The sequence below is a fragment of the Alkalicaulis satelles genome (assembly GCF_008630495.1).
Taxonomy (GTDB): domain Bacteria; phylum Pseudomonadota; class Alphaproteobacteria; order Caulobacterales; family Maricaulaceae; genus Oceanicaulis; species Oceanicaulis satelles.
Window position 1 is genome coordinate 107,445 of record NZ_VWOJ01000003.1, and the last position, 20,922, is coordinate 128,366.

General features: G+C 66.6%; 21 protein-coding genes and 1 tRNA gene. 11 read left to right on the plus strand and 11 right to left on the minus strand.

The window, feature by feature from the left end; translation table 11 throughout:
• Positions 1 to 2: 2 nt before the first annotated feature.
• The 7 genes from rmuC to F1654_RS10480 all read right to left on the minus strand — a co-directional run bounded on the left by rmuC (position 3) and on the right by F1654_RS10480 (position 7,517).
• Entirely contained in the window at positions 3 to 1,346 is a 1,344-nt protein-coding gene (gene rmuC, locus F1654_RS10450) for a DNA recombination protein RmuC (RefSeq protein WP_199200541.1), read from the minus strand.
• A 76-nt stretch (positions 1,347 to 1,422) separates the two neighbouring features.
• Positions 1,423 to 2,208 (minus strand): peptidoglycan editing factor PgeF, encoded by a 786-nt coding sequence (pgeF, locus tag F1654_RS10455; RefSeq protein WP_150023498.1) that lies wholly within the window; start codon positions 2,206 to 2,208, stop codon positions 1,423 to 1,425.
• Positions 2,209 to 2,223: 15 nt separating this feature from the next.
• Complete coding sequence (locus F1654_RS10460; protein WP_150023499.1) at positions 2,224 to 3,660, minus strand: protein adenylyltransferase SelO family protein; 1,437 nt, start codon at positions 3,658 to 3,660, stop codon at positions 2,224 to 2,226.
• Positions 3,661 to 3,698: 38 nt separating this feature from the next.
• Positions 3,699 to 4,616 (minus strand): alpha/beta hydrolase, encoded by a 918-nt coding sequence (locus F1654_RS10465; RefSeq protein ID WP_150023500.1) that lies wholly within the window; start codon positions 4,614 to 4,616, stop codon positions 3,699 to 3,701.
• 119 nt (positions 4,617 to 4,735) lie between these two features.
• Complete coding sequence (locus F1654_RS10470) at positions 4,736 to 4,966, minus strand: hypothetical protein (RefSeq protein WP_150023501.1); 231 nt, start codon at positions 4,964 to 4,966, stop codon at positions 4,736 to 4,738.
• 152 nt (positions 4,967 to 5,118) lie between these two features.
• Positions 5,119 to 5,679 carry a DUF924 family protein gene (locus F1654_RS10475; RefSeq protein WP_150023502.1) on the minus strand — a complete coding sequence of 187 codons (561 nt, stop codon included), beginning with the start codon at positions 5,677 to 5,679 and terminating at the stop codon, positions 5,119 to 5,121.
• Positions 5,676 to 7,517 (minus strand): long-chain-acyl-CoA synthetase, encoded by a 1,842-nt coding sequence (locus F1654_RS10480; protein ID WP_150023503.1) that lies wholly within the window; start codon positions 7,515 to 7,517, stop codon positions 5,676 to 5,678. Before F1654_RS10480 ends, F1654_RS10475 begins: the two co-directional genes overlap by 4 nt.
• Before the next feature lie 206 nt (positions 7,518 to 7,723).
• Here F1654_RS10480 and F1654_RS10485 point away from each other — a divergent pair, with 206 nt between their 5' ends.
• The 5 genes from F1654_RS10485 to cydC all read left to right on the plus strand — a co-directional run bounded on the left by F1654_RS10485 (position 7,724) and on the right by cydC (position 12,761).
• Positions 7,724 to 8,401 (plus strand): helix-turn-helix transcriptional regulator, encoded by a 678-nt coding sequence (locus tag F1654_RS10485; protein WP_199200542.1) that lies wholly within the window; start codon positions 7,724 to 7,726, stop codon positions 8,399 to 8,401.
• A gap of 106 nt (positions 8,402 to 8,507) precedes the next feature.
• Complete coding sequence (locus F1654_RS10490; RefSeq protein ID WP_233205246.1) at positions 8,508 to 8,711, plus strand: protoglobin domain-containing protein; 204 nt, start codon at positions 8,508 to 8,510, stop codon at positions 8,709 to 8,711.
• 11 nt (positions 8,712 to 8,722) lie between these two features.
• Positions 8,723 to 9,178, plus strand: a complete 456-nt coding sequence (locus F1654_RS10495) for a BLUF domain-containing protein (protein ID WP_150023506.1) — start codon at positions 8,723 to 8,725, stop codon at positions 9,176 to 9,178.
• 167 nt (positions 9,179 to 9,345) lie between these two features.
• Positions 9,346 to 11,034, plus strand: a complete 1,689-nt coding sequence (cydD, locus tag F1654_RS10500; RefSeq protein ID WP_199200544.1) for a thiol reductant ABC exporter subunit CydD — start codon at positions 9,346 to 9,348, stop codon at positions 11,032 to 11,034.
• On the plus strand, positions 11,031 to 12,761 hold the full coding sequence (cydC, locus tag F1654_RS10505) for a thiol reductant ABC exporter subunit CydC (protein WP_150023508.1): 1,731 nt from the start codon (positions 11,031 to 11,033) through the stop codon (positions 12,759 to 12,761). The genes cydD and cydC overlap by 4 nt, the downstream gene beginning before the upstream one ends.
• Positions 12,762 to 12,765: 4 nt before the next feature.
• On the opposite strand, the gene F1654_RS10510 is transcribed toward cydC, so the two are convergent.
• Positions 12,766 to 12,987, minus strand: coding sequence for a hypothetical protein (locus F1654_RS10510; protein WP_150023509.1), 222 nt, complete (start codon positions 12,985 to 12,987; stop codon positions 12,766 to 12,768).
• 101 nt (positions 12,988 to 13,088) lie between these two features.
• A tRNA-Leu gene (locus tag F1654_RS10515) sits at positions 13,089 to 13,175 on the minus strand.
• A 150-nt stretch (positions 13,176 to 13,325) separates the two neighbouring features.
• Here F1654_RS10515 and F1654_RS13925 point away from each other — a divergent pair.
• The 4 genes from F1654_RS13925 to F1654_RS10535 are packed head-to-tail and all read left to right on the plus strand — an operon-like array spanning position 13,326 to position 15,970.
• Positions 13,326 to 14,657, plus strand: a complete 1,332-nt coding sequence (locus tag F1654_RS13925) for an exopolysaccharide biosynthesis protein (RefSeq protein ID WP_199200545.1) — start codon at positions 13,326 to 13,328, stop codon at positions 14,655 to 14,657.
• Entirely contained in the window at positions 14,654 to 15,229 is a 576-nt protein-coding gene (locus tag F1654_RS10525) for a demethoxyubiquinone hydroxylase family protein (protein ID WP_150023510.1), read from the plus strand. Before F1654_RS13925 ends, F1654_RS10525 begins: the two co-directional genes overlap by 4 nt.
• A 49-nt stretch (positions 15,230 to 15,278) precedes the next feature.
• Positions 15,279 to 15,635 (plus strand): type II toxin-antitoxin system RelE/ParE family toxin, encoded by a 357-nt coding sequence (locus tag F1654_RS10530; RefSeq protein WP_150023511.1) that lies wholly within the window; start codon positions 15,279 to 15,281, stop codon positions 15,633 to 15,635.
• Entirely contained in the window at positions 15,632 to 15,970 is a 339-nt protein-coding gene (locus tag F1654_RS10535) for a helix-turn-helix domain-containing protein (RefSeq protein ID WP_233205247.1), read from the plus strand. The genes F1654_RS10530 and F1654_RS10535 overlap by 4 nt, the downstream gene beginning before the upstream one ends.
• A gap of 5 nt (positions 15,971 to 15,975) precedes the next feature.
• Here the strand turns inward: F1654_RS10535 and glpK are convergent, their stop codons facing one another.
• Positions 15,976 to 17,457, minus strand: coding sequence for a glycerol kinase GlpK (gene glpK / locus F1654_RS10540; protein ID WP_150023512.1), 1,482 nt, complete (start codon positions 17,455 to 17,457; stop codon positions 15,976 to 15,978).
• An 89-nt stretch (positions 17,458 to 17,546) separates the two neighbouring features.
• On the opposite strand from glpK, the gene F1654_RS10545 reads away from it, so the two are divergent.
• Complete coding sequence (locus tag F1654_RS10545) at positions 17,547 to 18,482, plus strand: alpha/beta fold hydrolase (protein ID WP_150023513.1); 936 nt, start codon at positions 17,547 to 17,549, stop codon at positions 18,480 to 18,482.
• 66 nt (positions 18,483 to 18,548) lie between these two features.
• Positions 18,549 to 20,051 (plus strand): hypothetical protein, encoded by a 1,503-nt coding sequence (locus F1654_RS10550; RefSeq protein WP_150023514.1) that lies wholly within the window; start codon positions 18,549 to 18,551, stop codon positions 20,049 to 20,051.
• Between the two features lie 2 nt (positions 20,052 to 20,053).
• Here F1654_RS10550 and thiD read toward each other — a convergent pair whose 3' ends face one another.
• Positions 20,054 to 20,917, minus strand: coding sequence for a bifunctional hydroxymethylpyrimidine kinase/phosphomethylpyrimidine kinase (gene thiD, locus F1654_RS10555; RefSeq protein WP_233205248.1), 864 nt, complete (start codon positions 20,915 to 20,917; stop codon positions 20,054 to 20,056).
• Positions 20,918 to 20,922 lie beyond the last annotated feature (5 nt).

The window sequence follows — 20,922 nt, forward strand, 5'->3', positions numbered from 1 at the left end:
TCCTAGCGGCCATCCTCCAGCGCAGGCGGTTCATCCGCAGGTGGAGCATCCTCCACGCCCGCCTCATCCAGCCAGGCTCCGCCCAGACGCTTGCGGGTCTTGGCGCCCAGCTGGCGCAGGGTTTCAGCCTGTGACACCAGATTGCCGCGTCCGTCCACCAGCTTCTTGCGGGCGTCCTCCCAGCTGGTGCGCGCGCGGCCGATCTGGTCGCCCACCTTGTCGAGATCGCTCAGGAAACCTTCGAACTTGTCGTAGAGCAGCCCGGCGCGGTTCGCGATCTCCAGGGCGTTCTGATTGCGCCGGTCGATGGTCCACAGATTATGCACCGTGCGCATGGCCATCATCAGCGTGGTTGGCGTGGCGATCATGATATCGCGCTCGAACGCATCACCGGCGAGATTGGGATCATTCTGCAGCGCCAGCGAGGCCGCGCCCTCCAGCGGAATGAACATCAAGGTGAAGTCCACACCCTCATAAAGCCCGGCATAATCCTTCTCGGCCAGCGAGCGGATATGGGTGCGCACAGAGGCGATATGCGCCTTCAGAGCCGTCGCGCGCTCATCTTCGGTCTCGGCGTTCACACAACGCTCGAAGGCGGTCAGGCTGACCTTGGAATCGATCACCAGCTTCTGGTTATTAGGCAGGGCCACCACCACGTCCGGGCGCAGGCGCTGGCCATCCGCGCCGGTTTCGCTGGCCTGGGTTTCGAACTCCTGTCCTTCGCGCAGGCCAGCCTTTTCAAGGATGTTGGCCAGCACCATCTCGCCCCAGTCGCCCTGGACCTTGGACTGGGAGCGCAGCGCATTGGCGAGCTTGCTCGCCTCGCTGGACATGGCCTTGGTGTCATTGTGGAGGATCTGGACCAGCTGCTGGAGCTGGGTCTGCTGGCCATGGCGCTTCTCGGCGTCCTCGGTGACCTGCTTGCGGAATTCACCGAGTTGTTCGCGCAGGGGCTTGAGCATGTCGTTGAGGTTCTGCGTGCTGCGCGTCTGCAACTCCTCGCCGCTGGCTTTGAGCACTTTGGCGGCGGTGGCCTCGAAGGCTTCCGACAGGGATTGGCGCGCCTTCTCCAGCTCGGCGAGCTTTTCAGCATGATGGTCGCGCGCAGCTTTCATTTCCGCGTCCAGCCGGGCGATGGCCGCGCGCGCCTCAGCGAGTTCATCCGAGCGTGCCTCGGCCTGACGGCGCCAGTCATCGCGCTCGGCGCGCAACTCGTCGATCCGGGCCGTGTCGGGTTCGGGCAGCGGAGCAGGCGCGGGCTTGCGCAAAGCCAGATACGCCAACACCAGAAGGATCGTCGCCACGCCGGCCAGATAGAGCCAGGTCTCGATGGAAAAGTCGGGCATGGCGTCCTCCGGCGGCTGGTCGTCTGGAGCCTGCTTATCGCGGCGTGCGCGGATTCGCACAAGCCGCGAAGGACGATCAGCGAAGCGCGATAATCGCGCACTGGCCGCCAAAAGCGCCCGCATGCCCGTCGCGCGCCGCCCGCCGGCAGGAGAAGAAACGGTCCTCTTCAGCAAACGTGCACAGCGCCAGGCGTGAGATCGCCCCGGGCGCAAGACCCGCCGCCACCAGCTGGCGCGCGCAGGCTTCAGACACATCCAGCCCGGCGCCCCCTTCGGCGTCGCGCACACCGGCAAGACCCTCATCGAGACCGCCGAACATCGCTTCGAACTGCGCCAGCACTTCAGGCCCGACGCGGTAATTGGGGCGTGAGACCGCCGGGCCGATGGCCGCCCGCAGATCGCCCGCACGCGTGCCATACGCCGCGCTCATGGCGCGGATCGCCGCGGGGATTACCTGCGCGATCACGCCGCGCCAGCCGGCATGAATGGCCGCGATGGCGCGATTGACAGGGTCGTGCAGCAAAACCGGCGTGCAGTCAGCGGTCTGGGCGCACAGGGCCAGGCCCGGCGTTGAGGTGATCAGCGCATCGCCCTCGCCCGCCGACCAGGCGCCCTCGGGCTTGCGCTCGACCCGGTGCACCACCGCGCCATGAACCTGATTGAGGAACACCAGCTGGGCGCCGCCCATGGCGCTGGAAACACGCTGGCGGTTCTCCTCCACCCGCGCCTTGTCGTCGCCGCGCGACCAGGAGAGGTTCAGGCTGGCGTATGGCCCCTCGCTCACGCCGCCCGTGCGTGTGGTGAAGGCGTGGATAAGGCCCGGCGCCTCAAATCCGGGAGCGGTCAGAAGCTCCATCGCCATGATCCGTTCCGCCCTCTAGCCGTCCAGGAAGCCGTCGCGTCCGCGGCCCAGATCATACCCCGTCCGCGCGCTGGCGATATCGGCCAGACAGCCCTCCAGCGCGCTCCAGTCATCATCCTCGGCGATGGGCCGCCAGATGTCTTCCACCGTCTCGATGACCAGATGGACCGGGTTTGCGCGTCTGAAATAGAGGTGTGACAGGCGCTCAGGGCGCACCGGGGCGCGCGCCGCGATGGCCTCGCGCACCGGGGCGAAGGCCTCGCTGCGATAGGTCTCGCCCCTGGCGCTGTCCAGCGCGCGCGCCTCATCACCGCAGAACCAGTCGAAGAACACCGCCTCCCAGGGCAGGCGGGTGGACTTCATGGCGTCGAGGAAGGCTGTGACGAACGCGCCATCGCCCTCCTCATCCAGCGGCTCAAGGCCAAGGCGGTTCAGGAAGGCGGCACGCACCTCGCGCTTGTAGTGATCGGGAAAGGCGGTGAGTGCATCGATCAGCGCTTCGCGCTCGCCGATCAGGCTCAGGGCGCCGCCCAGTTGCTGCAGCGCCCAGAACACGCTTTCTGGCTGTCGCGCATAGGCGTAGAGCCCGGAGTGATCGAAATAAGCCGCAGTGAATCCCGGCTCGAAATACGGCAGGAAGCGCCAGGGCCCGTAGTCAAAGCTCTCTCCGGTCACCACCAGATTGTCCGTATTGAGAACGCCGTGAACAAAACCCGCCGCCATCCACTGGGCCGCCAAAGCCGCAGAGCGGCGGCAAGCCGCGTCCATCACTCCGGCCGCCAGTCCGTCCGGATGTTCGCCTGCCTCGGGGACCAGGGCGTCGGCGGCATAGGCGGCAAGCTCGCCCACCAGATCGGCCCGGTTGAAATAGGCATGGCGCTGGAAAGCGCCAAAGCGCACATGGGAATGGGACAGGCGGGTGAGCACGGCCGAGCGCGTTGGCGAGGGTTCATCGCCCCGGTGCAGCGGCTCGCCGGTCTCATAGACGCTGAAAATCTTGGAGGTATAGACGCCCAGCGCTTCGAGCATTTCGGCAGCCAGGATCTCGCGCACGGCGCCCTTCAGGGTCAGGCGCCCGTCGCCCGTGCGTGAAAACGGCGTCTGACCCGAGCCCTTGGTGGCGAAATCCAGCAGCCGGTCCCGGCTGTCGCGCGCCTGAGCATGAAGGAAACCGCGCCCGTCTCCGATCTCCGGGTTGTAGGTGCGGAACTGATGACCGTGATAGCGGATCGCCAGCGGCGCGGCCTGATTGTCCGGCAACGGGTCAAAGTTGTGAAAATGACGCTTGCGGTCCGCCTCGCCCAGACCGTCCAGCCCCATCTCCTGCGCCCAGCGATGATTCCAGAATCGCAGCTGCGCCATGGGGAAATCCGCCGGCACGACAGCGTCGGCAAAGTCAGGCCCAAGGGCGGCGAAACGGGGATCGGGCCGATAGGCCTCAGGCAATTCCATGCCCGTTGAGCTAGACTGCCTGAAACCTTGGCGCAAGGTTACTTGTAAGCATGCCCCAGCGCACGGCCTGCATGCTCGATAGCCGGAATGCAGGCGGGCGCAATGCGCGACATGTTCAAAAAGCCGTGCGGCGCGCCATTCCATAGTTTGAAACTGGCAGGGACGCCGCTGGCCGAGAGCCGGTCGGCATAGGCGCGGTCCTCTTCCATCAGAGGATCGAATTCGGCGGCCAGGATATGGGCGGGCGCCACGCCTCTCAGGTCATTCTCAAACAGCGGCGAAGCACGCAGATCGGACACATCGGCGCCGGCCAGATAGAGCTTGACGATATCTTCCAGGATAAGCTGGGAGAGGATCGGCCCTTCCTGCCAGCGCGGGCGGGGCTTTTTCACCGCAGCCAGCTGTAAAAGCGGATAGATCAGCAGCTGGAACACGATCCGCCCGCGCAGGCGCTGGGCCAGGCCCGCAGCCAGATTGCCGCCCGCCGAATCCCCGCCAACCGACAGTCGGGACGGAGCAAATCCATACGCCTCAAGCGCGCCGTCAAACGCCGCCGCAAGCGCCGCGTCGGCATCGTCCACCGCTGCAGGAAAAGGGTGCTCGGGCGCCAGCCGGTAATCCACTGCGCATACCCGCACGCCCGACACCGCAGCCAGGCGCTGGCACAAGGCGTGGTGCGTATCGAGCGAGCCCACCATGAAGCCGCCGCCATGGAAATAGATCAGCCCCGCCCCGTCCAGGGCGTCATAGGGACGATAGACGCGCGCCGCCATCGGACCTGCCGCGCCGGGCAGGGTGATGTCCTCGCACAGCTCGACCGGAGGCGGGGCGATTTCGATGATCGTGCTGGCGCGCTCCAGTGCATCGCGCATGGCCTTAGTGGTGCGCTGCGGGCTGAACAGTTCACGCACGCCGCTGTCATCAAGCCATTTGTCCAGCACATTCGTGTCGCTCATTTCGCACCCTTGTCTGAGGTCATACGCGCACACGCGCATATTGTGCACTGCACAACACCATAACGCGGATCATGGCGAGAAAGCGATCAGGAAACGGCCTTGAGGCCCAGATCGAGACCTTAGTGCAGACGCACCGGCTCGCTGCGGGCGATGCGGCCCGACAGGGCGTCCTCGATCTCCGAGCGCAGGGCGCGCCAGGCGTCTGCGCTGTCCGCCTCGCCCTTGCCCTCCAGCTCCCACACCGCCTGGTCGGCATAGCCCAAAGCCCGCACGCCGTGGCGTTCCACCAGGGTGAAAGCGATCATGCGAATATCCTGGGGCGTGATGCGGGACGGACGGGTGGCGGGCATGGTCGGGCACTCCGGCAGCAAATGACGCCGATGACAGTGCAATCGCCCTGCCACATCAACTCTCAATAATATCAATCGGTTGAACGCGCTGCTGAGGCTATCAGCCTAGTCATCCCTGCCGGTGGCGCGAATTTGCCGGGCCGTAAGCGCGTTCAGTCGCCGGGGCGGTATCCGCCTGCAGCCAGCCAGGCGGCCTCGTCGGGCGTATCGGTCCGGCCCAGCGCGGCGTTGCGATAGGGGAAGCGGCCAAATCGCGCGATCACATCACGATGGGCCCTGGCGTGGCGCAGCGTGGAATTGCCGGCCGGCAGCCGCGTCTCGCACAAGCTGACGCACAGCTCCTGATCGGCCAGCGCCTCGGAGTGCATGAAGGGCATGTAGGCGAAGGGACGCTGCTGATCTGTCAGCTCCAGATCCTGACCCGCCTCCAGCATGGCGCGCGCGGCCTCCAGGCCCAGCGGGTCCAGCGTGAAGGCGGCGTTGGAGCCGCGCCAGATATTGCGCGGGAACTGATCAAGCGCGATCACCAGCGCCAGCGCGGGCCTCGCCTCGCCAAGCCAGTCATGGCCCGTCACCGACGGAGTCTGACGGAATGAACCGCAGAACGGGCCAAAGCGCCGGCGGATCTCCGCATCAAAGGCGGCGGAGGAGGCGAACCAGCGCTCCGGGCCGGTCTCTTCAAACCAGAAGGTGAGGATGGTTTCCGGCGTCACACCCGGCGCTTTCCGCTCTCGATCTCTTCACGGATCTGCGCAGTGAGCTCCACATAGGCGCCCGCCTCCGCGTCATCGAAATAGACCGGGTCTGCGATCTTATCGGGATCCCAGCCTTCCTTGACCAGATCGGTCTTCTTCAGCTTGAACGTGCCGGTGGTGTGCATTTCCGGCGTTTCCTTGTGCAGCCGGATGAAGAGCGGGCGGGCATAGGCCGCCAGCTCCTTGTGCACATGAGCGCGCAAGGCCTGCAGGTCGAACCCGTCCGAGACGATCAGCGCCGCCATGCCGGCCCGGCCGGGATAGCCGGCCACTTCCACGCCATACACATTGGCCTGAACCACATTGGGGTGCATGCCCAGAACCTCGGCCACCTCGTTGGTGGAGACGTTCTCCGACCTCCAGCGATAGGTGTCGCCGATGCGGTCGATGAAATAGTAATAGCCCTGCTTGTCAGCCTTCATCAGGTCGCCGGTGCGGAAATACCGGTCGCCTTCAGCGAACACGCCGGTGAGGACTTTCTTCTTGGTGGCCTCTTCATCCTCATAACCGTCAAAGCGGTAGCGCGCGTCGTCGGGGCGAATCTCGCCGATCGCCTCGCCAACCTCGCCCGGCTTGCACGGGATGCAGCGCCCGTCCGGCCCGCGCACCGGCTCTTCCTTCTCCACATCAAAGCGCACCAGCTTGATGTTGAATCGCTTCTTCAGCAGCGGCGGGACCCGGCCGATGGCGCCGGGCTTTGAGTCCAGGTTCAGCAGGCCCACATTGCCCTCGGTGGCGCCGTAGAATTCCAGAATGCGCGGAATGCCCGAGCGCTCCACGAAGCGCGGCCACACATCGGGCCGCAGGCCATTGCCGATAGCCACGCGGATCTTGTGCTTCTTCTCTTCAGGCGCAGGGTCCGCCGCGACCAGGAAGCGGCACAGCTCGCCCACATACATGAACATGGTGGCCTTGGTCTCCACCGCGTCCGCCCAGAACCGGCTGGCGGAAAACTTGCGCCGCACGATCACAGCCCCGCCGAAGGACAGCGCCGCGCCCACCCCGCACAGCCCGCCCGTGGCGTGATACAGGGGCAGCACCATCATCATCCGGTCGGTCTTGCGCGCCTTGGCCGCCACGCCGAACACCTGCAGGTAATAGAGCGCACGGGTATGGGCCACGATCGCCGCCTTGGGCAGGCCCGTGGTGCCCGAGGTGTACATTTTCAGGCAGGGGTCCTTGGCGCGCAGATGCGCCCGGCGCGACCGGTCCGGGCGGGCGTCAGAGACGGCGTCCAGAGCCGCGTCGAAATCCTTCGAGCCGTCAATCTCGCTTTGAGCGCCATCGGTGGCCCAGACGGTGATCTTGCCATCCAGCGCCTCGCGCGCCGTCGCGTACTGCTCCGCCAGCGCGCCCTCGACGATGAGATGCTGCGCCCCGGCGATGGTGACGCCATGGGAAAGCGCCTGGCCCTGCACCTGATTATTCAACAGCGCGGCCAGCACGCCGACTTTCGACAGACCATACCAGACCGCCACATACTCCCAGCGATTACCCATGTAGAGCGCGACCGTATCGCCAGGCTCAAGGCCGGTATCGACCGCCCAGTTGGCGATCCGGTTGGCGTAGGCGTCAAACGCGCGATAGCTGATCTCGCGATTATCCTCGTCCAGGAACGCTGTGCGCTTGGCGTGGGCGTCAACGCTGGCTTCCAATAGATCCGGCGTCAGGGTCTCGGAATCGGGAGTGATGGATTTGAGCGTACCCAGAAGTCGCGCAAGCTCAGTGATATAAAACCATTCCCGGCTGATCGCCGTCATCAGACCCATGTCCGTCTCCTCCCGATGCTGCGCCATATTGCGCTTGCGTAAGGGACAGTACGTCCGCACCAGCGCGGGTCAAGCACGCCTCTGCGCTGGGCCTACCCGGAAAATACAATCTTTGAGTGCAAACATTGAGGCGGCGAATAATTTATGTGGCCTGACCATATTGAATGTTCGGACAATCTAGGGATTTTGTAGCCCGGCCAATGTCCACAATCTTTATGGGGGAAAGTTGGGCCATGAAATGGGGTGAGGCGCTTCGCGCTTTCCGGGCTCGCAACAATATCAAGCAGGAAGCCGCTGCAGACATGCTTGGTGTAAGTCAGGCCTACATTTCCCGTCTGGAAACCGGAGCCCAGAGCCCCTCAGCGGATGTGGAAATAAAATTGCAGGCCCTTCTCTCCGAGCCCGCTCACCGCCCCGTCTGTGAATATATCAAGGCCCTGGTCAGTCATTCACCTTACATCATGTTTCTTCTGAGCCATAGCGGCGGTGATGTGTGGGTTGAGGCCGCCAGCCAGAAAGCACTGCACATGGCCGGCAAGCTGGATGCAATGGCGCCGGCGCTCGTCGTCGGAGAGCCATTGGGCATGGACAACCGCCCCGAGTCCTTTCACGGCATTCGCAAGATGATCGAGATGGGAGGTTTTGATGGCCAGCTGGCCTTTATCGACGTCATCTGGCACGCCAACCTGATCGAAACCGGTGAACTTGTGTATTTTCGAAACACGCTGGTCCCGGTGCGCGGCGAGCAGGCCCGCTGGTACATCCACGGCACCACCAGAGTCATCAAACAGGAACAATATGATCGCCTCTGGAACGAATGGGAAGGGCCGGTGCTCTGTTATGACTTCGAAAAAAAGAGAGTGAGGCAGGAGCCCGCTGGCGGAAACCGGGAAGCGCAAACCCCTGCATGAAATAATTCAATAACTTCGCGGCCATTTATTGGTTAAGCTCGACTTTACGGTTTGAGCGGCCCTGTGCCTTGTGGCGACCAGTATGCGCCACAAAGGGGAGACGCCAATGACTGAACTTTCCATGTCCGGACGTGCCGCCTTCATCGGTCTTGACGCCAGAGCCATGGCGGCTCTGAAAGCCGCCCGGCCAACCATAGACCGCACACTGCCCTCGTCGCTCGACACGCTTTACCAGCTGATCAACCAGGCCCCGGAAGCCGCCGGCAAGTTTGAGGGCGGTGATGCCCAGACGCGCGCCCGCACCGCCTGAGGCCAGACATCATGTTCCTGACCCGCTTTATTTACACAAGCCGTCCGACTTTCGTGATCCGCCCTCCGGATGTGTGCCCCAAGCTGAAGTCCTTGTACGAGGCTGGCCTGGCGCACAATCCGGCCAACGGGATCACAGGGGTTCTGGCCATTGACTCGGGCCGCTTCGTCCAGGCCCTCGAAGGCTCGCGATCGGATGTGTCGCGCACCATCCAGCGCATCATCAGGGACGACCGTCACACCGATATCGAGCTGGTGTGCATGGAGGAAGTGTCCTGTAGAGCGTTCGAGGACTGGGCAGTCGCCTTTCTGGCGCCCGATGACCTGCCCGAGTGCGAGCCTGTGCATGCCGGCGACACCGGCACCATGCCGTCCGATGCGCTGATGCAGCGCCTGATCCGGATCCGCGAGACCGGCGTGATTGCATGCCGCAGCGTAACGCCCGACCTGCGAGCCGGGGCCGCGTAGCGTCCCCTTTCCCGGCTCGTTTACTGAAGGCGCCGGACGTCATCCGGCGCCTTCATTTTATCCTGCGGCGCCTAGCTCTTGGCGCCCGGCCTCCCAATTCGGCTATACCGCGTGCTTCTGACCCCCGCGCCGCCCGGCGCGGCGCCGTGCGGGACGCCTGGAGCCTCATGACTGACGTGATCACCGCCGATAGCCCCAAGCCTGCGGCGCGCGCGCATATGCACCTGCTGGCGGCGTGGGGCCGGAGCGCAGCGGGCCTGTCCTGGTTCAGCTCGGGGCTGGGGCTGGGCGCAGCCCTGATCTATGCCGGTTTCGCCTGGTGCGCCGCGGGCGCGCTGGCGGCGCTGATTGCCGGCGAGCCGGTCTGGGGCTGGGCGCTGGGCGCCGGACTATTGGCGCTGGCGCGCGCTGGCGCCCAGTGGGGCGAGGCGCGGGCCGGTTTTGAAGCCGGCGCCCGGGTGCGTTCGCGCGTGCGCAAGCAGGCCGCCGAGGCCCTGTCCCGGCGCGGCCCCGGCTTCACCGAACGCCATGACAGCGCCGTCCTGACCACCGCCCTGATTGACGGGGTGGAAAAGCTGGACGGTTATTTCGCCCGCCACCAGCCGCTGGCGCGGCTCATCGCGCCGGTCCCGCTCTTGCTCGCGGGCCTGGCTCTCCTGGCCAGCCCGGCGGCGGGGGTGATCTTTCTGGCCAGCGCACCGGTGCTGGCCGCCGCGCTGGCCCTGACCGGGATCGGCGCCGCGGCCGCCGCGCGCGGCCAGCTGGACGCCCTGCGGCGCATGGCAGGGCGCTTCAATGACCGGCTGCAGGCGCTGGAGACCCTCAACGCCTTCAATGCTGCGGGCCGGGAGCGCGAGGGTCTGGCCCGCGCTGCGGAGGCCTTCCGGGTCCGCACCATGGCGATCCTGGCCGCCGCTTTCCTGTCCTCAGGCGCGCTGGAGCTCATCGCCTCGATCGCCCTGGCCGCCGTGGCGATTCAGGCGGCGCTGTCCCTGTCGGGCGCCTGGCCGTTCGATCTGGGCGCCGGGGTCAGCGTGCAGGCCGGTCTGTTCGCGCTCTTGCTGGCGCCGGAAATCTACAATCCCTTCCGGCGTCTGGCCGCGACCTATCATGATCGCGCCGATGCGCTGGCCGCCGCCGAAGCGCTGGCGCCGGTGTTCGGGGCCGATGAACCGGCCTCCCCCGGCGCGCCTGCGCCCTTCATCGCCGCCGCACCTGAAGTGCGCTTCATCAATGCCGCCTGCCGCTACCCGGATGGCCGTGAAGGCCTGGCGCCCCTGAGCTTCACCGCGCAGGCCGGACAGATCACCGCCCTGTGGGGACCGTCGGGCGTGGGCAAGTCCACCGCGCTGAAACTGCTCATGGGATATGCGCCGCTGACCGGCGGCGAGATCCGGCTGGACGGACAGACGCTGAACGCGCCGCTGACGGGTGCAGCGGGCTGGGTGGGGCAGAGGGCGCGCCTGTTTCATGCCAGCGTGCGCGAAAATATCGCCCTGTTCGATCCCGATCTGCCGGACGCCGCCATCTTCGCCGCCGCTGACGCCGCCGGGGTGAGCGCCTTCACCGCCAGCCTGCCTGAAGGCCTCGACACCGCGCTGGGCGAGCAGGGCGCTGGCGTGTCCGGTGGCCAGGCCCAGCGCATCGCGCTCGCCCGTGCGCTGGCCGCGGACCGCAAGCTCATCCTCATGGACGAACCCACCGCCCATCTAGATGGCGAGAGCGAGCAGCGCTTTATCGAGGCGCTGAAAATCGCCGCGCGCGGGCGCACCGTGATCATCGCCACGCACAGCCCGGCGGTGCGCGCGGCCTGCCACAAGGTCATTTCCCTCGAGCCGAGGGCGCAGGCGGCATGAAGGATCTCCTCTTCTTCCTGTCGCTGGCCCGTCAGGACCGCTGGCGCCTGGCGCTGGGCGCCGCGCTGGCGGCGGCGAGCGCTGTCACGGGCCTGGCCCTGATGGCGCTGGCAGGCTGGGTTGCGGCTGCGGCGGGCGCGGGGACCGTGCTGGTCATGGGCGCGCTGATCGGCGGCGGCGGTCTGCGCCTCCTGGCCCTTATGCGTCCGGTGCTGCGCTATAGCGAACGCATGGCCAGCCACGACGCCGCCTTCCGGGCGCTGGCCCGGTTGCGGCTGTGGGTGTTTGACGCGGCTGCTCCGCTGGCGCCGGGACCGCTGACCGCGCTGCGCAGCGGCGATCTGCTGGCGCGCGTGACCCGTGATGTGGATGCGCTGGACGCGCTTTACATGCGCATGACCACCACGCTGGCCGCTGCGCTTGCGGCCCTGATCGCCGCCGCCGTGCTGCTCGCCCTGACCGCCCCCGCAGCCCTGCCCGCTGTTCTGGGCCTCTATATCCTGACCGCGCTGGTTCTGCCCGCCGCCGCCGCGCGCTGCAGCGCGGCGCCGGGCGCACGGGCCGTGAGCGCCAGTGCGCTGGCCCGCGCCGAAGCCGCCGATCTGGTCTCGGGGCTGGCCGATCTCAAGGCCGGCGGCGCCGATGCCCGCGTGATCGCCCGGCTGGACAGCGCCAGCGTGAACTGGGTCGGCGCCCAGCGCCAGCTGAACGCGAGCGCCCGGCGCCATGGCGCAATCCTGAGCCTGGCCGGTCCGCTCATCCTCATCGCCGGCTTCGCCGCCGCCCATGCCGGGGGCGCGCCGCCCGCACTGGCCGCGCTGGCCGGGTTCGCTGGTTTCGCCCTGTTTGAAACCGCCCTGCCGCTGGTGCAAGCCGGAGAGCAATACGGACAAACCCGCACCGCCGCCGGGCGGTTGCGCGCGCTCTCGGCAACGGCTCCCGCGATCGCGAGCGCCGTTCGTCCCGCCCCGGCGCCAGCCAGTCATGATCTGGCGTTCGAGGGGGTGCGCTTCACCTATCCGGGCGCAGACAAACCCGCCCTCAATGGCCTGGATCTCACCTTGCCCGAAGGCGCGCGCCTGGCGGTCACCGGCGCCTCCGGCGCGGGCAAGTCCTCCCTCATCCGCCTGGCGCTCGCCTTCTATGCGCCGGACGCTGGCGCCGTGCGCCTGGGCGGCGCGCCTGTCCCTACGCTCGACCCCGGCGATGTCCGCAGCCGGTTGGCGCTGGCGGGTCAGCGCGCCGAGCTTCTCTCCGGGACGGTGGCGGAAAACCTGCGCCTGGCGCGCCCGGATGCGAACGAGGCCGCTCTGTGGGATGCGTTGGCGCTGGCGCGCGCGGACAAGTTTGTGCGCGAGCTTCCGGACGGGCTGGATACCTGGATTGGCGAACAGGGCGGGCTGATCTCAGGCGGGCAAGCGCGCCGCCTCGTACTGGCGCGCGCTTACTTGCGCGATGCGCCGGTACTCCTGCTGGACGAGCCCAGCGAGGGGCTGGACGCAGACACCGAAGCCGATATCGCCGAAAGCCTCGCCGTCTGGCTCGACGCCGATCCCCGGCGCTCGGCCCTGATCATCACCCACCGCCCGCGCCTGCTGGCGCTGGCGCATGAGGCGGTGGTGATGGAGGAAGGCCGCGTGATCGAACGCGGCGCGCCCGAGGCGCTTTCGGCCCGGGGCGGCGCGTTCGCCCGGCTGTTTCCCGACTATTCCAGCGAGGCCCTTTGAGGGATCAGCGCCAGAACTGCCACCATGGCGTTTCTTCCTGGGGCTGGTGAATGCCCAGCCACGCACGGCACTGCTCCACGGCAGGCGAGAGATGACCCCAGGCGGGCACATGATCGGTGATCCAGATATCCGCCGTCGGCCAGAACACCGACAGGATGAACGCCCCCACCAGAACCGTGACGATAATCGTCAGGATCGGACGAAACAGATCGGCCAGAAATTTCATAACGCGCCTCCCTCCAGCGCCAGGACTGACCCCAGCATAGCCCAGGCGCGGCTGAACCGTGAGTGAATTCAAGGAAGCGCGCGAAAGCGTCCAGGAGGCGATGGTACGGGCGGTCGGACTCGAACCGACATGACCTTGCGGCCGGGGGATTTTGAATCCCCTGCGTCTACCAGTTCCGCCACGCCCGCACGTGTTCGACGCTTATCGCGCTTCCATGCCCGAAACCGGACGCGGTGTGAAGAGGCCAGCGCCAGCACCACACTTGATCCCGGCGCGCATTCCCCCGTATCGGTGGCGTCATCAGTCCCCGGCGCGATCCCGCGCTATCAGGAGCCGCCATGTCCGGCGCAGACGCCTCTTTTGAAACCGCCCAGCCGCGCGGCGGGTTGATCGCCGCTCTTGAGGTGATCGCGCGGGAGGCGCCCGAAGAGGGCCTGACCCTGACCGAGCTGGGCGCGAGGCTGGGCGAGCGCGCCTTCGGGGTGATCCTGTTCGCTCTGGCCATCCCGGTGTGCATGCCCTTTCTCTATGGCGTGCCGCAGATCGTGGCCCTGCCCATGATGGCGCTGGCCCTGCAGATGGCCGCCGGACGCGCCCAGCCCTGGCTGCCCGCGCGCCTGGGCGCGCGCCGGCTCAGCCGCGCCGCCCTGATGCGCACCGCCCAAGGCGCACGTAAATGGTTCGGCTGGGTGGAACGTCTGGCCCGCCCGCGCCTGCGAGTCCTGACGGGGCCGGTTGGCGAGCGGGTGACGGGCGCGCTGTTCGTCCTGTTCTGCGCCTCCATCCTGACGCCGCTTCCCCTGACCAATTCCACGCCGGGCATCGCCATCGCCATCGCCGCCATCGGCCTGATCACCCGCGACGGGCTGGTGCTGCTGGCCGGACTGATCCTGGGCGCGGCATGGATCGCCATTCTGACCATCGGTTTCGCCCTGTTCGGGCTGGCCTTTGTGGAGCTGATGAGCCAGGCCATCCGCGCGGCCGCCAGCTGGGGCGGAGCTCATCCGCTCGCCCTGACTTCGGCGACGGCCGCAGGCTTGCTGGCGCTGTTTGCGCTCTGGATGGGCCTGCGGCGCCGCGCCCCCTCCCGCAGCGGGCGCGAGAGCGATAATGTGGACGCCATGGCCCCTCCACCGCACCCTGCCTTGCGCCTCATCGACCGCGTCATGCGCCCGGATCTGTGGCCGCTGATCGGAGCGGGCGGATCGGCGGCGCTGCTGGCGGGCGCGTTTGCGTTCGAGATTTTCGGCGATTTTCCGCCTTGCCCGCTGTGCATTGACCAGCGTTGGGCCCATGTCTGGGTGGTGATTGCAGGCCTCGGCCTGGGCGCGATTTTCCGTTTCGCGCCAACCCTGCCGGACCTCGCCATGCGCGCCGGAGCAGGCCTGATGGCGGCGTTTTTTGCATTTGCTGCATGGCAAGCCATGCGTCACGCGGGTCTGGAATACGGGCTGCTGGATACCCAATGCCCGGCCGCCGACATATCAGGGCTGACTTTGGAGCAGCTGATGGCCCAGCTCGATACGGCCCAGACCGTGGTCGCCTGCGACGAGGTGGTCTGGTCGCTCTTCGGGATTTCCATGGCGGGTTATAACGCCCTGGTCTCGGGCGCGCTGTGCGCAATTTCACTTCTTGTCATGTTCCGCAAACCTGTCAGGAGCGCCTCATGAGCAAGCCCTTCAAGCGCCGCACCGTGCGCCGTCCCGGCCCCGCCCGCGATGCCCGCGCCATCGAGGCGATGGTGCGCGTCGATCACGCCGGAGAATATGGCGCTGTGCGCATCTATCGCGGCCAGCGCGCCGTGTTCGGCGCCAACCGGACCACCGCCCGCACCGCCGCCCAGCTGCGCGAAATGGAGGCTGACGAACAGCATCATCTCGACGCCTTCGACGGCGATATCCGCGCCGGTCTCGCCCGCCCCACCCTGCTGGCCCCGGCCTGGAACGCCGCCGGCGTGGCGCTGGGCGCTGTCACCGCCCTGATGAGCGAGCACGCCGCCCACGCCTGCACCGAGGCGGTGGAGACCGTGATCGAGGGCCATTACAACGCCCAGATCGAAGCGCTTGAAATCATGGGCGAGACAGAACTCGCCGAGCGCTTCACCCGGTTCCGGGACGAGGAAGTCGCTCACAAGAATCTGGCGGTGGAGGAAGGCGCGCGCCAGGCGCCGGGTTATCCCGTCCTGTCCGCCGCCATCAAGGCCGGCTGCCACGCCGCCATCGAGATCAGCAAGCGGGTGTGATCCAAAAAAATAACTTGAACGCTATATAGCTCTCAGGTTATTATCCTCCATGGCCTGGACCGTGGAGATGCATCCGGCTTTTGAAGCCGAGTTTCATCAACTGTCTGAAACCGTACAGGACGCCATCGCCAGCCGGGCGCTCCTGCTGATGCGCACAGGGCCTGCGCTTGGACGCCCGTTCTGCGACACGCTCCATGGGTCCGGCCACGCCAATATGAAAGAGTTGCGGTTCAATGCAGAGGGCGGCGTATGGCGGGTGGCTTTTGCTTTCGATCTGGAGCGCAAGGCGATCATTCTGGCGGCGGGCGACAAGGCGGGCGCGCATCAGGGGCGATTTTACAAGCGTTTGATCCGCATTGCGGACCAGCGCTTTTCTGACCACCTCAAAGGGCAGGAAGGACGATGAGCATGGGACGCGATTTCACCGAGGTGCTGGCGCAGATGCCGGCTGACCGGCGCGCGCGGATCGAGGCCGAAGCCGAGCGGCTTTACGGCGAACACGTCACGCTGAGCGCCTTGCGCAAGGCCCGGGCGCTGACCCAGGCCCAGCTCGCCGAACGGCTGGGCAAATCACAGGTCAGCATCGCGCGGCTGGAAAAACGCAGCGATCTCCTCCTGTCCACCCTGCGCAGCTATGTCGAAGCGATGGGCGGCACCCTCACCCTGTCAGCGCATTTTCCCGATGGCGAGCCTGTCCTGCTTGATACGCTTCTGGACACGCATGAGGCCGAAACGGCCTGAAAGCCTCACCCCAGCGCGCGCTTCACCGCCGTGCGCCAGCCGCCCACGAGTGTTTCGCGGCGGGCGGCGTCCATGGCGGGGCGGAAGCTGCGTTCGGCGCGCCAGAGCGCGCGCGCGTCCTCGATCCCGCCAAACTCGCCAGCGCCCAGACCGGCCAGAAACGCCGCGCCCCAGGCGCTGGATTCGGTATTGACCGGGCGCACCGCCTCCACAGCCGTTATATCAGCCAGGCGCTGCAGAAAATCAGCATCGCGCGCCATGCCGCCATCGACTTTCAGCGTACTGACGCTCACCCCGTCGGCGCGCATGGCCTCGAGCAGGTCATGGGTCTGGTAGGCCACGCTGTCCAGCGCCGCGCGCGCAATCTCCGCCTTGCCGGAACCGCGCGTCAGCCCGGTGATCAGGCCCCGCGCATCGGGATCCCAATAGGGCGCGCCAAGTCCGGAAAAGGCCGGCACCAGATACACCCCGCTGTCCGGATCGGCGCCTGCGGCCAGACCCGCCGCCTCCGAGGCGCGCGCGATCAGGCCCAGCCCGTCACGCAGCCACTGGATCGCCGCCCCCGCTGACAGGACCGACCCCTCCAGCGCAAACGACGACACGCCATTGAGCCGCCAGGCCGTGGTGGCCAGCAGGCGCGCGCGTGAACGCACGGGCTCTGCGCCGGTATTGACCAGCATGAACGCGCCCGTGCCGTAGGTGGACTTCATCTCGCCAGGTTTCAGGCAGGCCTGGCCGATGGCGGCGGCCTGCTGATCGCCCGCCGCGCCGCTGATCGCCACCGGGCGGCCAAAGATCACCGGATCGCTGTCGCCATAATGACCGGCGCAATCAACGACCTCGGGCAGGACCGCGCCCGGGACGCGGAACAGGGCCAGCAACTCTTCGTCCCAGTCCCCGGCGGCGAGATTGTAGAGGCTGGTCCGGCTGGCGTTGGTGGCGTCGCTGACATGCACCCGCCCGCCGGTCAGGCGCCAGATCAGAAAGCTCTCCACCGTGCCGAAGGCGAGCTGGCCGGCCTCGGCCTTCACCCGCGCGCCAGGCACATTGTCGAGAATCCAGGCGAGCTTGGTGGCCGAGAAATACGGGTCCAGCACCAGCCCGGCGCGCGCCGCCACCATGTCCTCTGCGCCGTCGGCGCGATGGCGCGCGCAGATATCCGCCGTGCGCCGGTCCTGCCAGACGATGGCGTTATGGACCGGGCGCCCGGACGCGCGGTCCCAGACCAGCGTGGTCTCGCGCTGATTGGTCACGCCCAGGGCGGCGATGCGAAAGCCCTTGTCCTCGGCGGCGCTGAACGCCTTGCGAGCGGTGGACAGCACCGTGGCCCACAGCACTTCGGGGTCATGCTCCACCCAGCCGGGCCTTGGATAGCCTTGCGCGAATTCTTCCTGAGCGACAGCGATGACGCGCCCGGTGAGATCAAACGCCAGCGCCCGGCTGGACGTGGTGCCCTGATCAATGGCCAGAAGTGCGGTTTCCGCCATGGCGTCCTCCCTGTGATGTCTATTATGGTCAGCCCGGCTATACTCAACCTGACGCTAACGTTTCCCTGCGTCCTGGAGAATGACTTTCCATGAATTTCCGGCCTGAAACCCTTGAAAGCCCCACGCGTGCGCGCATTCGTCTGCGCGTGGCCGAAGCGCAGGGCCCAGCCCGCGGCGTCATCCAGATCCATCATGGCCTGGCCGAGCATTCGGGCCGCTATCAGCGATTCGCCCTGTTCCTGTCGGAAAGAGGCTTTCATGTCGCCGTCCAGGACCAGCGCGGCCATGGCGAGACGACCGCACCGGACGCACAACGCGGCGTGTTCGCCGCCCGCGACGGCTGGAGCCGGGTGGTCGCCGACGCCCGCGCTGTGGAAGATCATTTACGCGAGCGCTTTTCCGGCCTGCCGCTGATCCTTTACGGCCACTCCATGGGCGGCGTGACGGCCATGACCCACGCCATGGCCCGCAAGGGCGCAGTGGACGGGATGGCCATCTGGAACTCCAACCTGGCCATGGGCTCGCGCGCCGGGCTGATCCGCACCGTGCTGGCGCTGGAATCGCTGTTCAAGAAGCCCACAGACCCCTCCACGTGGATGGAGGCGCTAACCTTCAAGGGCTGGGGCAAACGCATCAAGAATGCGCGCACGGAGTTTGACTGGCTCTCGCGCCTGCCCGAAGAGGTGGACGCCTATATCGCCGATCCCCTCGCGGGCTGGCCGGCCTCCATCTCCATGTGGCGCGATCTGGTGGAAGGCACGCTGCGCGGGGAGGATGAGGAGGCGCTGCGCCTGATGCCGGCCGACCTGCCCATCCATCTGGCCGCCGGCGGTCAGGACCCGGTGGTGGATAACGGCGCGGCGGTCAAAACCCTGGCTGCCCGCCTGCATGCTGCGCGCTTTACCGATGTAACCATGCGCTTTGATCCGCAAGGGCGTCACGAGACCCTGCACGATACCGGCTTTGACCAGGCCATGGCCGATTTCGCCGCTTGGGCGGAACGGGTCTGCGGCCGGGCTGGCTAGGACAGGATTTCAGGTTGCCAGACGCGCGCGTCTCGCGCACCTTGCCAGTCCAACCGGGAGGGGCGGATGGTGAGCTTGAACGCGATTATTGCAGCACTGGCGGCGGCCAGCCTGGGGCTGGCCGGAGCGGATGACCGCCCGCCTCACGTCCTGATGCTGGACTTCATGAGCGCCGTTCAGGACGAGCGTTATGAAGACGTACTCGCTCAAGGCGCCGTGCTCACAGAACACCCGGTCTTCGCCCAGCTGCCTGGCGAAGGGCGCGCAATGATCGCCGCGGAAATGGGTGCTGCGCATTATTTCAGACGGGAAATGGATCAGGCCGAGCTGTATTTCATCCAGGCGCGCACTCTGTATCCCGCCATACACAGCGTTTCCTATTACCTGATCACCATGTACGCCTACAGCTACAGGTCTGATGAAGCCTCGGACCTGTTTCTGGGCATAGCCCCGAACGACACGAGCCTCAACGACCTCAGGCCCAACATCCTTATGGCTATTGCAGGCGGACTGCGCCGCAATGGCGACATGGCGCGGCTGGACGCCTTTCTGGAGGGGGTCTTGCGGCGCTATCAGCCGCCCGAAGGCCCCTCCGGACATGACTGGGCGCGCCAGATGGTGATCGAGCGCCATGCCGAGATGGGCCGCATTGATGAGGCCATGCAGGAGGCGCGCAATCTGGTAGGCGCCTCGGCTCTCATGAATCTGCGCGCCGAACGCCGGTTCGAGGAATTATGGACCTGGTCCGGCTTTGATCGCATCACCGATGTGCGCCGGGGGATGGAGCGGGAAACGCAAACCCTGCGCGACCAGTTGGCTGGCCGAAATCCCGCCTTGCGCGCTGCAGCACAGCTTTCAGCCAATCTTTTGCATCTGGGCGATATTGACGGGGCCGAAGAGACGGCCAGAGCCTGGCTGGCGCGGGTTGAGGCGGGCGAACGCTTTGGCGACGCATGGGAATATCACGCGCTTCTGCATGTGCGCCTGGCGGATGTGAAGCGCGCACGCGGGGACGAAGCGGGCGCTGAAGCGCGCTTTTGGCGCGCTGTTGAGACGGCGCTGGCCTCCGACCACCCGGAAATGGCGGGGCCTTATTTGCTGGATATCGCCCGGCAGCAGGCATTGACGGGACGGGCCCGGGAGGCCCTTGAAACGCTTGAACAGGTCCAGGAAGACTTCCTGACCAGCCGGGGGCGCAGCATCACCACCTATATCCGCACCCTGGCCGCTCACCAGCTGGGCGACTCGTCCGGGGCTGAGGCCCTGATGGCGGATATGCGTGAAAACAGCGGGCTAAACCATCTGCGCGTGCTTCTTTTCACAGGTCAGATGGAGGCGGCGGAAGCCGCCTTGCGGGAGCAAGTCAGCACGCCCTCCGGCGCCGAGGATATTCTGGCCATGCTGCACGCATACCGCACCCATGAGCGCGCCGTTCAGCCCGCCCTCCAGCTCGAGGCCCGCGCACGGCTGCTCGAGCTTGCAGGCCGCCCCGGCATCGCTGAAGCGATTGCAGAGGCGGGCCGGATTTTGAGTATTGACGATCTCTACGAGCTTGATCTGGAGCCGTGATCTCAGCCTTCGCGCAAGGGTGCGCTGGCGAAACTGCGTTGAACCGTCCAGCCATGGTGAACAGGCCCGGAGCCCTTGCCAAGGCCTGGCGCCTGGCGGATCGCTTCGTGGAGATAATCACCCGCCGCCTCCACCGCCCGGTCCAGCGGCAGGCCCTGGGCCATCAGGGCGGCGATGCCTGAAGCCAGCGTGCAGCCCGTGCCATGAGTGTGACGGGTCTTCAGACGTGGGCGGGTGAACAGGCGAACACCCTTGCGCGTGACCAGAATATCAATGACATCAGCGCCTTCGCCATGACCGCCTTTGACCAGTGCTGCCCCGGCGCCCTGCTTCAGCATGGCCTCTCCCGCAGCACGCTGGTCGTCAATGTCTGAAATCGTCAGGCCGGTCAGGGCTTCCGCCTCGGGAATATTGGGCGTCACCAGCGCTGCGCGCGGCAGGAGCCGGGTCTTCATGGCCTCCAGGGCGCTGTCGTCCACCAGCCGGGCGCCGGAGGCGGCGACCATCACCGGATCGGCGATCAGCGGGATGGTCTGCCCGCCCTGCTCTGCGATGGCCTGAAGGACGGCGTCGAGCACGCCGGCGCTGGCGATCATGCCGGTTTTGATGCAATCGGCGCCGATATCGCCCAGGACGGCGCCGATCTGGCCCTGGATGACATCAGCGGGGACCGGATGAACGGCGCTGACCCCTTCGGTCGATTGCACCGTTACAGCCGTTATGGCGGTGGCGGCATACCCGCCCAGCGCGGTGACCGTCTTGATGTCGGCCTGGATGCCGGCGCCGCCCGAACTGTCCGAGCCAGCGATCACCAGCACCCGGCCACGCGGGTGTTCCGGGCCGAAATCATCCGTCATGTCCGTCATGGCTT